General features: G+C 34.5%; 13 protein-coding genes. 9 read left to right on the top strand and 4 right to left on the bottom strand.

The genetic code is table 11. From position 1 onward, the window contains the following. Window positions 1-134 precede the first annotated feature (134 nt). A complete protein-coding gene (locus ACXY7N_RS13345) occupies window positions 135-476 on the top strand; it encodes a hypothetical protein (RefSeq protein ID WP_016089287.1) in 342 nt (113 codons plus the stop codon). Between the two features lie 16 nt (window positions 477-492). Then, the gene (locus ACXY7N_RS13340) at window positions 493-822 is read left to right on the top strand and encodes a hypothetical protein (RefSeq protein WP_488592430.1); all 330 of its coding nucleotides are present in this window, start codon (window positions 493-495) and stop codon (window positions 820-822) included. Between the two features lie 17 nt (window positions 823-839). Here the strand turns inward: ACXY7N_RS13340 and ACXY7N_RS13335 are convergent, their stop codons facing one another. After that, window positions 840-2,018, bottom strand: a complete 1,179-nt coding sequence (locus ACXY7N_RS13335) for an MFS transporter (RefSeq protein ID WP_488592429.1) — start codon at window positions 2,016-2,018, stop codon at window positions 840-842. Window positions 2,019-2,243: 225 nt separating this feature from the next. On the opposite strand from ACXY7N_RS13335, the gene bdhA reads away from it, so the two are divergent. The 6 genes from bdhA (at window position 2,244) to ACXY7N_RS13305 (ending at window position 8,533) form a co-directional block, all read left to right on the top strand. Then, window positions 2,244-3,296, top strand: a complete 1,053-nt coding sequence (bdhA, locus tag ACXY7N_RS13330; RefSeq protein WP_000645834.1) for a (R,R)-butanediol dehydrogenase — start codon at window positions 2,244-2,246, stop codon at window positions 3,294-3,296. A 118-nt stretch (window positions 3,297-3,414) separates the two neighbouring features. Continuing rightward, window positions 3,415-3,759: a potassium channel family protein gene (locus tag ACXY7N_RS13325; protein WP_000948239.1), complete on the top strand. Its 345-nt coding sequence runs from the start codon at window positions 3,415-3,417 to the stop codon at window positions 3,757-3,759. Between the two features lie 263 nt (window positions 3,760-4,022). Further along, entirely contained in the window at window positions 4,023-4,874 is an 852-nt protein-coding gene (gene cerA, locus ACXY7N_RS13320) for a phospholipase CerA (RefSeq protein ID WP_016133628.1), read from the top strand. Between the two features lie 73 nt (window positions 4,875-4,947). Continuing rightward, complete coding sequence (sph, locus tag ACXY7N_RS13315; protein WP_016089283.1) at window positions 4,948-5,949, top strand: sphingomyelinase C; 1,002 nt, start codon at window positions 4,948-4,950, stop codon at window positions 5,947-5,949. A 110-nt stretch (window positions 5,950-6,059) separates the two neighbouring features. Beyond that, window positions 6,060-7,232, top strand: a complete 1,173-nt coding sequence (locus tag ACXY7N_RS13310; RefSeq protein WP_367888297.1) for an amino acid deaminase/aldolase — start codon at window positions 6,060-6,062, stop codon at window positions 7,230-7,232. Beyond that, a complete protein-coding gene (locus tag ACXY7N_RS13305) occupies window positions 7,220-8,533 on the top strand; it encodes a D-arabinono-1,4-lactone oxidase (protein ID WP_016133630.1) in 1,314 nt (437 codons plus the stop codon). The genes ACXY7N_RS13310 and ACXY7N_RS13305 overlap by 13 nt, the downstream gene beginning before the upstream one ends. A 7-nt stretch (window positions 8,534-8,540) precedes the next feature. Here the strand turns inward: ACXY7N_RS13305 and ACXY7N_RS13300 are convergent, their stop codons facing one another. Further along, a complete protein-coding gene (locus ACXY7N_RS13300; RefSeq protein WP_000128049.1) occupies window positions 8,541-9,692 on the bottom strand; it encodes a VanZ family protein in 1,152 nt (383 codons plus the stop codon). Between the two features lie 172 nt (window positions 9,693-9,864). Between ACXY7N_RS13300 and ACXY7N_RS13295 the strand changes: the two genes are divergently transcribed. Continuing rightward, window positions 9,865-10,068 carry a hypothetical protein gene (locus ACXY7N_RS13295; RefSeq protein ID WP_016089280.1) on the top strand — a complete coding sequence of 68 codons (204 nt, stop codon included), beginning with the start codon at window positions 9,865-9,867 and terminating at the stop codon, window positions 10,066-10,068. A gap of 105 nt (window positions 10,069-10,173) precedes the next feature. Here ACXY7N_RS13295 and ACXY7N_RS13290 read toward each other — a convergent pair whose 3' ends face one another. Both ACXY7N_RS13290 and ACXY7N_RS13285 read right to left on the bottom strand, forming a co-directional pair. Then, the gene (locus tag ACXY7N_RS13290) at window positions 10,174-10,986 is read right to left on the bottom strand and encodes an undecaprenyl-diphosphate phosphatase (protein WP_088083233.1); all 813 of its coding nucleotides are present in this window, start codon (window positions 10,984-10,986) and stop codon (window positions 10,174-10,176) included. Window positions 10,987-11,118: 132 nt separating this feature from the next. Continuing rightward, on the bottom strand, window positions 11,119-11,799 hold the full coding sequence (locus ACXY7N_RS13285) for a methyl-accepting chemotaxis protein (RefSeq protein ID WP_437435395.1): 681 nt from the start codon (window positions 11,797-11,799) through the stop codon (window positions 11,119-11,121). Between the last annotated feature and the right edge of the window lie 150 nt (window positions 11,800-11,949).

The following is an 11,949-nucleotide window of genomic DNA, read 5'->3' as shown; positions in this document are numbered from 1 at the left end:
GAAGCAATATAGTATTGCCTTTACAGTTTAATTTATTTACATTGTTACTTGGCTATACATAAAAGTAATATATTCGGCAATAAAAGAGCTCTATTCGATAGGGCTCTTTTTATGGATAGAAAGGAGTGAACTAAATGAACGAAATAATCGAATGTCCACAGTGTGAAGGGAATATTACTGCGCAACATATTATGGATCTCCCGCATCCTTTTTCATTCAAGTGTCCACACTGTAAAGCGAGGCTAAAAGAAATGAGGATCACACCGTGCTTAATATTAGCAGCAATTTGTATAATCCCACTGTTTATTATAATTGGAGAGAGTATTAAGGAATTACTAGTAAATTATTTTTCTATTATAGACGATGTACCAACTGTACTTATTTTCTTCTTATTTTGTTATCCATTGTATTATCTCTATGAAAAACATAATGCCATATTGTTTATTAAATACGGCTTATTGAAAGTTAAAAGTTGAATAGGAGTTTATCATTATGTTGTGGAAAGTTTATTTAGTCATTGTAGCGATATTAACTATTACTTCGTTAGTAAGGGGTATGTTTCAAACACCAATTCAAAAGTTTGATTTTATAGTGACTATAATTACGTGGATTGGGCTATTTGGTTTTGTCTTTGATGTAGAGATATTAACCTCACTCGTTTGGAAATGCATTTTCGTGTTCAGCGTTATTTGGACTTTAAGTGCTGTTTTTGTTTTACGTTTATATGAAGAGAAGGATGACCCGCTACCTTTTATATTTAAATTAATTGGTATTATCCCAACTCTGCCATTATATTACGGGTTATATCAGTATGCATTTTAAAAAAGACAATGATGGAGTTATCCCATCATTGTCTTTTTTACTTTGCTTTTTATTTTACGTTTTATTTTGCTTCTTACATAAATCATTCCAGCAAATGTTAATAAGAATGCAGTTCCAATAACGAAGCTGACGCTAGGGGATGCCCCTATTGCTCCAACTGTAAAGGATCCAGCAACAACTCCTAATGAGAAGAAAGCATAAAACAATCCGAATGCTTTTCCGCGCTTATCATCTGTCGTATTTTCAACAAGTAATGCATTTATCGATGGGAAGAGGATAGCGAATCCAATGCCATAAATCATCATAACAATAAAGAGCATACCTTTTGTTGCGAATAATCCAAGTAAAGATAACGCGAATGCCATTACTGCAATCCCAATTAGCATGAGTTTTGAACGATTAAATCGATCGTAAATACGGTTTGTTGGCAGTAAGAAGAAGAGGATAGCGGTAATTCCGAATACACTTAACATCATGCCTGTTGTAGATGCTTTAAGTGCTAATGCCTCAACTTTCACTGGTAACATATAAGTGACAATCCCTTGTGAAAACATTAGTGTGAAAGCACCAATATATGCTTGTAATAACGGTTCTGATTTCAATAGTTCAATCATATCTTCTTTGTTCATCATTTGTGTTCTTGAAGTATCTTTTCTTGATACGTTATTTGGTAAGAAGAATAGAGATACGATTGTACCAAGGACCATTAAAATAGAAATGGTAATGAACACCCACTCTATACCAGCAGTTGCTTTCATAATCCCACTGAAAGCAGGTCCTACAATTGCCGCTGTTCCAACAGCAGCACCAGATAGAGCCATTGCCTTACCTTGTCTTGCTGAATTTGTTTGTTTTGATAAAAACGTAAAGGCAGCAGGAATTAAAAATCCGTCACTAAAGCCGTGCATAAAGCGCACAACTAATAGTTGTTCACCACTTTGAACAACGGTGTATAACAAGACTATGAAACTCGTAAATCCCATGCTTATATAAAGTATTTTTTTTGCACCAAATTTATCGACGGCAGCGCCAGCAATAATATTACCGATCATATTAGCGAATGAGTACATACCGACAACTAGCCCAACAATAAGAGGAGATCCTCCAAGACTTTGAGCGAACGTACTCATAATAGGTAATTGTGAAAATGTATCTAGAAACGCTACGATAACAATAAAGTAAATAAAATATTTCAAGCGATATTCACCTCTCCTATGCTATTATGGCATAATGCTAATTTCAACCGCAATGAAATTGAATTAACAGATGTGGAAAAAAGTACAAAGTGACAAAATATTGAACGTTATTTGTTAAAATTTAGTGGAAATGAGATTGTTTTTTTGAAATATATGGATGAAAGTATTATAATAGATTTGTAAACTTCACCAGGTTAAGTATATACGTAGAGAGGGATGTATAAAATGAAAGCATTACTTTGGCATAATCAACGTGATGTACGAGTAGAAGAAGTACCAGAACCAACTGTAAGACCAGGAGCAGTTAAGATTAAAGTTAAATGGTGTGGTATCTGCGGGACAGACTTGCATGAATATTTAGCAGGACCTATTTTTATTCCAACAGAAGAGCACCCATTAACACATGTAAAAGCACCGGTTATTTTAGGTCATGAGTTTAGTGGTGAGGTAGTTGAAATCGGTGAAGGCGTTACATCTCATAAAGTGGGAGACCGCGTCGTTGTAGAACCAATTTATTCTTGTGGTAAATGCGAAGCTTGTAAACATGGACATTACAATGTTTGTGAACAACTTGTTTTCCACGGTCTTGGTGGAGAAGGCGGCGGTTTCTCTGAATATACAGTAGTACCAGAAGATATGGTTCACCATATTCCAGATGAAATGACGTATGAACAAGGTGCACTTGTAGAACCAGCAGCTGTAGCAGTTCATGCAGTACGTCAAAGTAAATTAAAAGAAGGGGAAGCTGTAGCAGTATTTGGTTGTGGTCCAATTGGACTTCTTGTCATTCAAGCGGCTAAAGCAGCAGGAGCAACTCCTGTTATTGCAGTTGAACTTTCTAAAGAACGTCAAGAGTTAGCGAAATTAGCAGGTGCGGATTACGTATTAAATCCAGCTACTCAAGATGTATTAGCAGAAATTCGTAACTTAACAAATGGTTTAGGTGTAAATGTGAGCTTCGAAGTAACAGGTGTTGAAGTAGTACTTCGTCAAGCAATTGAAAGTACAAGCTTTGAAGGACAAACTGTAATTGTTAGTGTGTGGGAAAAAGATGCGACAATTACGCCAAACAACCTTGTACTAAAAGAAAAAGAAGTTATCGGTATTCTTGGATACCGTCATATCTTCCCAGCTGTTATTAAATTAATTAGCTCTGGCCAAATTCAAGCAGAGAAATTAATTACGAAAAAAATCACAGTGGATCAAGTTGTTGAAGAAGGATTTGAAGCACTTGTAAAAGATAAAACACAAGTGAAAATCCTTGTTTCACCTAAATAATAGAGAATAGTAAAAAGTAGCTCTTTTCTAGAAATAGAAGAGGGCTACTTTTTTTCTATATAGAAAGGTGATAGACTTTCCTTTAAATAAAGGTATTTTGTTTGGAAGGGGAAGTCTAATGCTTTCATTTATGTTGACATTGAAACGGATGCTAAAAGCTTGTTTACGAGCGTGGAAAGATAAAGAATTTCAAGTATTATTCGTATTAACATTTTTAACATTAACATCCGGTACGATTTTTTATAGTACAGTTGAAGGATTACGTCCTCTTGATGCTTTATATTTTAGTGTGGTCACGTTGACGACTGTCGGTGATGGGAATTTTAGTCCGCAAACTGATTTTGGAAAGGTATTTACAATCTTATACATATTTATTGGGATTGGACTAGTGTTTGGGTTTATTCATAAGTTGGCAGTTAATGTACAGCTGCCAAGTATATTATCGAATAGAAAAAAAGAGTAAAGCATGTGGATGCTTTACTCTTTTTTACATTACATTAGACAAGCATTTGCAGTAGCTTAACAATACTTTATTACAATATAAGTGCATGCATTCATTATATTCACTATGTATAAAGTTATAATGATATGAACATTTGCATATTTTAATTTAGTGATAGAAATTTCATGAAAGGTGGGATATTCTAGTCATAGGTTAACCGGACGGCATCATAGGATCCTAACAAAAAGTTTACAATAATTCAATTATAAAATGGAGGATTTCAGATGAAAAAGAAAGTACTTGCTTTAGCAGCAGCTATTACATTAGTAGCTCCGTTACAAAGTGTTGCATTTGCTCATGAAAATGATGGGGGAAGTAAAATAAAAATAGTTCACCGCTGGTCTGCTGAAGATAAACATAAAGAAGGCGTAAACTCTCATTTATGGATTGTAAACCGTGCGATTGATATTATGTCTCGCAATACAACACTTGTAAAACAAGATCGAGTTGCACAATTAAATGAATGGCGTACGGAATTAGAAAATGGTATTTATGCTGCTGACTATGAAAATCCTTATTATGATAATAGCACATTTGCTTCACACTTCTATGACCCTGATAATGGGAAAACGTATATTCCATATGCAAAGCAGGCGAAGGAAACTGGAGCTAAATATTTTAAATTAGCTGGTGAATCATACAAAAATAAAGATATGAAACAAGCATTCTTCTATTTAGGATTATCTCTTCATTATTTAGGAGATGTAAACCAACCGATGCATGCGGCAAACTTTACAAATCTTTCGTATCCACAAGGATTCCATTCTAAATATGAAAACTTTGTAGATACGATAAAAGATAATTATAAAGTAACAGATGGAAATGGATATTGGAACTGGAAAGGTACAAATCCAGAAGATTGGATTCATGGAGCGGCAGTAGTTGCGAAACAAGATTATGCTGGCATTGTAAATGATAATACGAAAGATTGGTTCGTAAGAGCAGCTGTGTCACAAGAATATGCAGATAAATGGCGCGCTGAAGTTACACCAATGACAGGTAAGCGTTTAATGGATGCACAACGTGTTACTGCCGGATACATTCAGCTTTGGTTTGATACGTACGGAGATCGTTAAGTATTTAAAAAAGGTCAAATCTCATAATAGAGTATTTGGCCTTTTTATCACTATACACATGGAGGTATGAAAAGTGAAAGGAAAATTGCTAAAAGGTGTACTTAGCTTTGGGATTGGTTTAGGAGTTTTATACGGAGGATCTTCAGCTCAAGCAGAAACGTCTACAAATCAAAATAATACTTTAAAAGTGATGACACATAACGTGTACATGCTATCAACAAACTTATATCCGAACTGGGGACAAAGTGAGCGTGCGGATTTAATCGGAGCAGCGGATTATATTAAGAATCAAGATGTTGTTATATTAAATGAGGTGTTTGATAATAGCGCTTCAGATCGTTTGTTAGGGAATTTGAAGAAAGAATATCCAAATCAAACAGCGGTATTAGGTCGTAGTAACGGAAATGAATGGGATAAAACGTTAGGTAGCTATTCATCTTCAACTCCTGAAGATGGGGGCGTTGCAATCGTAAGTAAATGGCCGATCGTTGAAAAGATTCAATATGTATTTGCAAACGGATGCGGGCCAGATAATTTATCAAATAAAGGATTTGTATACACGAAAATCAAGAAAAATGATCGTTTCATTCATGTGATTGGGACGCATTTGCAGGCTGAAGATAGTATGTGCGGAAAAACTTCACCTGCATCTGTACGTACAAACCAGTTAAAAGAAATTCAAGACTTTATTAAAAATAAGAATATACCAAGTGATGAGTACGTCCTATTTGGTGGTGATATGAACGTGAATAAAATAAATGCAGAGAACAATAGAGACTCAGAGTACGCATCCATGTTCAAAACATTGCACGCTTCTATTCCATCTTATACAGGACATACAGCGACTTGGGATGCGACGACAAATAGTATTGCGAAATACAATTTCCCTGATAGCCCTGCTGAGTATTTAGATTATATTATTGCAAGTAAAGACCATGCGAATCCATCATTTATAGAGAATAAAGTATTACAACCGAAATCTCCGCAGTGGACTGTTACATCATGGCTCAAAAAATATACATATAATGATTACTCTGATCATTATCCAGTAGAGGCGACTATTTCTATGAAGTAGTCCTAAAAAAGTTTCTTCTTAATAGGAAGAAACTTTTTTATTTTGTAAGAGGAAATTTAAACTTTCTTTCCAATATGTATAAGACATATAGAAAAGAGGAGAGAAAAAATGTGGATCGAGGAATTTTTAAAGAGGTTCCATTACCGTGTGCATTTTTGGATGAAGTAGCTTTAGATAGAAATATTCAATCGATTATAGAATTAAGTGGAAATAAGAAGATTCGTATAGCGAGTAAATCGTTACGTTCTGTTCCGGTTATGCAAAAGATTTTAGCTGCAAATGATCGATTTCAAGGTATTATGTGTTTTTCACCTAGGGAGGCTTTGTTTTTAATTGAACAAGGATTCAATGATTTATTGCTCGGATATCCTGCTTATGATGAAAGAGCGTTACATGAAATAAGTTTGTTAACAAAGCAAGGGCTCATTATAACTTGTATGGTGGATTGTGAAGATCATATTGTTTATTTAGAAAAAATTGCTGAGAAGTCTAAAGGGTATTTTCGTGTTTGTTTGGATATTGATATGAGTAGTCGTTTTGTAAAGTTTCATTTTGGGGTCAAAAGATCACCGGTAAAAGATGTACAAGGTGCTTTGAAAATAGTAAAAAGGGTGAAAGAATCATCGTTTTTAATACTAGATGGTGTAATGGGATATGAAGCCCAAATTGCTGGGGTAGGAGATCGCATACCGAATCAACGAGTGAAAAGTAAAGTGATTTCATATTTAAAGAAGAAATCAGTGTTAGAAGTTAAAGAAAGAAGAGGCCATATCGTAAAAGAAATACAAAATCTAGGTATTGAACTAAGGTTTGTAAATGGGGGCGGCACAGGAAGTATAAAAACAACTGAGCAAGATCATTCAGTTTCAGAGATTACGATAGGCTCTGCTTTTTATGCCCCGAAGCTGTTTGATTATTATAAAGCAGTGCAATTTCATCCAGCTGTCGGATTTGCTTTACCAGTTGTGCGTAAACCAGCCCCAACTATTTACACTTGTCTAGGTGGTGGATATATTGCCTCAGGCGCAACTGGGAAAGATAAAGAACCTGAGGTTTGGATGCCAAATGGTGCCAAACTATTAGCTTTAGAAGGTGCTGGCGAGGTACAAACACCGATTTTTTATAACGGCGAGGAACGAGTAGAGATAGGAGATTCTATCTTGTTTCGCCATAGTAAAGCTGGAGAATTATGTGAGCGGTTTCCTTTTTTATATCGTGTGAAAGAAGGAGAGATTGTTGGGAAGTATTCAACATATCGGGGGGATGGCCAATGCTTTCTATAAAGGGACAAAAATGGAGAAATTGGACAGGTAATGTAGAAGGAACGCCGCATTATACGATGTATCCAGAAAGTATACAAGATGTAGTAGAAGTTGTAGGACTTGCGCGAAAAAAGGGGAAGAAAATTCGTGTTGTTGGTTCAGGGCACTCGTTTACACCTCTTGTGCAAACGGAAGAAATTTTAGTTTCTTTAGATGAATTGAAGGGCATTGTGAATATTGATGCGGAGAAGATGACCGTTGAAGTGTGGGCAGGAACAAAGCTATATGACCTAGGGAAGTTACTTGAAGAAAAAGGTTATGCACAAGAAAATTTAGGGGATATTGATTCGCAATCTATTGCAGGAGCGATTAGTACGGGAACTCATGGGACGGGTGTTACCTTTGGGAGTTTATCAACACAAGTTATAGAGATTACCGCAGTTTTATCTACAGGTGAGAGTATAGTTTGTTCGGAAACTGTGAATGTGGAATATTGGAGAGCCTTTCAGTTGTCGCTTGGGATGCTTGGTATCATTGTAAAGATAAAATTGAAAGTTATCGGGGCGTATTCACTTGTGTATGAAAGTGAAAAACAGTCACTATCTACTGTAATGAACAAATTAGAAGAATATAAGAAGAATCGCCATTTTGAGTTTTTTGTTTTTCCTTATTCAGATGAAGTACAAGTGAAATTTACAAACGAAACAACGGGTAAAAAAAGTGATTTGAAATGGCATAAACTAAAGGTAGAGTTGCTTGAAAATAAGATGTTTTCTTTGTTATCTAAAGGGTGTAAATGGTTTCCTTCTATAAGTAAAGGAGTAAGTCGATTATCGGCTAAAGCTGTACCGAATACAAAAATAATCGGCCCGAGTTATGAAGTATTTGCTACATCGCGTGCGGTTCCATTTTATGAAATGGAGTATAGCGTTCCTTCAAAGTATATGCGGACCGTTGTAGAAGAAATTTCAAACCTTATTGAAAAGAAAAAGTATAAAGTGCACTTCCCAATTGAATGCCGTTATGTGAAAAGGGATGATATATGGCTCAGTCCAGCGTATGGAAGGGATTCAGCGTATATTGCTGTTCATATGTATAAAGGTATGAAGTATGCTGCTTATTTTGGTGAGGTGGAGAAAATTTTTCTAAAGTATGAGGGACGCCCGCATTGGGGGAAAATGCATACGTTAACGTACGAAAAATTACAAAATATATATCCAGAATTGCATTCGTTTCTAAAGGTCAGGAAGTTATTAGATGAAGCAGAAATGTTTTCAAACCCTTACACAGAAAATTTATTTACGATTATGAAAAAAAGCTGACAAAGTATTACTTGTCAGCTTTTTTTAGTATGATCGCATTTCTTGTTTGACTAATTCGCTCGTAAAATAGTAACTTATCACGACTAAATACATGTAATAAAACATGAATAATAAATAGACCGTTAATTACGAGTTGGAATAATAATATAACTACTAATACTAAAGGCTCTTTAAGATTTAAGATAGAGCTACTAGAAAGAATATAATTGATTCCACCTAAAACGAAATAGAATATACCATAACGGATGAATAGTTCCTTCAACGTAATACGATCTGATTTTCCTTTCACGTAAATACGAAGCAATGCTTTACCAATTGTCTTTCCGTTCGTAAAGTATGGAATGATAATAAAGTAAATAAAGATTGAACACGTTATGAAAATGAGTTCGTATATGTTCGTGTAAGATTGAATATTAGAAACAAAGAAGGAATTTCCTTTGTTTTTAATGACAGGTACAACGATAGATAAGAAAATCCAATCAATTTGCATCGCGATAAAGCGACGAACGAATCCGACTGGTTTCGTTTCCAAATCAATATGACTATCTAATTCGTTTGCTTTCGGAAGGAAGTACGTAAATATTGGTGCAATGATAAAGCCAATTACGCCGCCTAATGTATTTAAAAACAGATCGTCTATATCAAATAAGCGGTAGGCACAATTATATATACCGTATAGTCCAGTCACTTGTGTTAGCTCGAAAAAGAGTGAAAGACAAAAAGAAATACAAATTGTTTGTAAGAAACTACGTCGGAAATAATAACGTAAGTAAATACCAAATGGAACGGTTAATAGAACGTTAAATGCTACTTGTAAAAACGCAGATTCTTTTAATAGGTAGAAATAAGTAGCTGGTTTCGTTAAAATTGCCGAGGTGTGATTACTAATTTCTTGTATGAAATAAAATGGTGATAGTTGCATGTGCTGCGTATTAGCCGGTTGTAGGCTACAAGTATCATATGTTTGTGGTAACGGCAAAATCACAAGAAAATAGGCATTTAATAAGTAAAGTAATAGTGAGTATAAAATAAATGAACGCCATTTATTTAAATAACCATACTTTCGGTAGTTAAATATTAAAAAAGGTATTAAGAGAAACATTGCTAAAATAGGAAATAAAATAAATGCAGTTTTTACTGGAAATAAATATGCAGTCAAAATGAAGCTCCTTTCAATGAAAATTCGTTTATCATTATAACGTTAAAAGAGCCTGAAAACAAAATTAAAATATTTCGAAATAGAAAAAATTACAAATCTCAATGGAATTAAGTTATACTAAATTTAATATAAGGATATTATGATTATTATAAGTTGAGAGAGGGTACAAGATATGCGATATGAGCTTTTTTCTGTAAGTGGGGATCATATTACAACTTTTGAAAGTGCGTGGCGTTTTCTAGAGGGAGAACAGATTTTTGTTCATGATGATCAAACAAAACGAAATTTTATTATTATCCGCCTAACGCATGATGTATTTCAACAAGATAAACATGTTATTCGTTTGTATTGTCAAGAAAAGAAAGTATACGCATAAAAGGGCCCCTCTTACTGTATAGAAAGGTAAGAGGGGCAAAGATATAAAAAAGCGAGTCATCCTAGTTTAATAGAATGACTCGCTTTTCGCTTTGTAAGTTTCACTTTATAAGAAAATAAGAGTAAGTACACCTACGATAATGCAATAGAAAGAGAAATATTTTAAATTTCCCTTTGCCATAATGTTCATAAACCATTTTAACGAAATATACGTCATAATAAATGTTGCGATAAATGCAACGACATATGGTACGAATAATGTGTCTAGATTTGGATCTTTTGCAATGTCTGTAATACTTAGTAATAAACCACCTAAGCTAACAGGGATATATAGTAAGAATGAGAAACGAAGGGCTGTTTCTTGCTTCATACCAAGTAACATCGCTGCTACGATTGTTGCACCTGATCGGCTAATTCCAGGGATTAGTGCGCAAGCTTGTGCTAATCCGACGATGATTGCATCTTTCATAGAAAGGTCGCCATCATTTTTACGCCCACGCAAGTTTCTAATAATCCAAAGGCCAACAGCAGTAATAAGGAGGGAAATCCCAACCATCTTCACACCTTTTAAGTACTGATCGATGTAATCTTTAAATAAAACACCAATAACACCTGCTGGAATGGTCGCAATAACAAGATAAATAATAAAGAAGAAATCTGATTTTGCGTCTTCTGCTCTTGTGAATATATAAGATAGACCATTCTTCGTTAGACGAATTAAATCATTTCTATAAATAAGTAATACAGCTAATAATGAAGCTGAATTAACAAGTAGTTCGAAGCTAAACCCTTCTATTTCTAGTCCTAGCAAATGTTGTGCTAAAACGAGGTGACCGCTTGAAGAAATTGGAATTGGTTCTGTTAGTCCTTGGAACAGACCAAGAATTAAATATTTTAAAATGAAGTGAAATTGTTCCATAACATCCTCCTTGTTTATTAGTCGAAAGAAACAACTTTTCCATTATAACAAAGATATGGATGAATATTGAGAAGAAATAAAAATTCGAAATATAATAAAAACCCCTTATGGCGTTATAAGGGGTTTTTATTATTAATGAGAAACCGCTGTTTCTTGAAGACCTTTAGTCAATTGAACATCGACTTTTTCAGCATCATGAATATGGTTCATAATAGTAGTATTTAATTTTTGGAACATTTGTTGTGTATTAGCGAATTCTCGTAATATATCATCATTACAAGATTTTTGATTTTCGATAGCTTTAATAACATTGGTAGCACCATTTTGTAACGTTTGAATCATAATTAAAATATTTTCAATTCTAGCGTTTGTATCGGCACTCATTTCTACACCTTCATCGACTAAATGCAAATTATCTTTTGTGTTATCATATGCTTTTTCAATTTCTTCTTGAATTTTTTTCGTTAAGTTGCCAATGTTTTTTGTACTTTCTGCTGTGCTTTCTGCTAGTTTTCTTACTTCATTGGCAACGACAGCGAATCCTTTACCGTGTTCTCCAGCACGTGCTGCTTCAATACTTGCATTTAAAGCTAGTAAATTTGTTTGTGCTGCAATGTTTTGAATGACTTCTACAATTTGCTCGATTTCTTTTGAGCGTTCGCTTAAATGATTCATACTGTTAGACGTACGCTGAGATTGTTCACCTAATTTGTTAATTACAATAAGTAGACGGTGAACAGATTCTTTTCCTTCATTAGAACAGTCAATAATTTCTTCAATAGATTGAATTAAGCTTTGTTCTTTTTGTAACATTTCGTTATTCAATTCATTGGAATGTGTAGTACGCGTTGAAACATTTTCGAAACATGAGTTTAATTGTTGAACTAAATTTTGAAGTGTATGGTGTTGATTATTTACAAGTTGATGCTCTTGAATGACGCTTTGCACACGGTCGTGAATAGA

Source organism: Bacillus sp. 5w2 (assembly GCF_054353775.1).
This window is presented reverse-complemented; position numbering and strand designations above follow the sequence as displayed.

What these genes read in the sequence shown, in the direction of transcription:
- ACXY7N_RS13345 (WP_016089287.1), top strand. Translation starts at nt 135, where the DNA reads ATGAACGAAATAATCGAATGTCCACAGTGTGAAGGGAATATTACTGCG.
- ACXY7N_RS13340 (WP_488592430.1), top strand. Translation starts at nt 493, where the DNA reads ATGTTGTGGAAAGTTTATTTAGTCATTGTAGCGATATTAACTATTACT.
- bdhA (WP_000645834.1), top strand. Translation starts at nt 2,244, where the DNA reads ATGAAAGCATTACTTTGGCATAATCAACGTGATGTACGAGTAGAAGAA.
- ACXY7N_RS13325 (WP_000948239.1), top strand. Translation starts at nt 3,415, where the DNA reads ATGCTTTCATTTATGTTGACATTGAAACGGATGCTAAAAGCTTGTTTA.
- cerA (WP_016133628.1), top strand. Translation starts at nt 4,023, where the DNA reads ATGAAAAAGAAAGTACTTGCTTTAGCAGCAGCTATTACATTAGTAGCT.
- ACXY7N_RS13305 (WP_016133630.1), top strand. Translation starts at nt 7,220, where the DNA reads ATGCTTTCTATAAAGGGACAAAAATGGAGAAATTGGACAGGTAATGTA.
- ACXY7N_RS13295 (WP_016089280.1), top strand. Translation starts at nt 9,865, where the DNA reads ATGCGATATGAGCTTTTTTCTGTAAGTGGGGATCATATTACAACTTTT.
- ACXY7N_RS13290 (WP_088083233.1), bottom strand. Translation starts at nt 10,986, where the DNA reads ATGGAACAATTTCACTTCATTTTAAAATATTTAATTCTTGGTCTGTTC.
- ACXY7N_RS13285 (WP_437435395.1), bottom strand. Translation starts at nt 11,799, where the DNA reads ATGTTACAAAAAGAACAAAGCTTAATTCAATCTATTGAAGAAATTATT.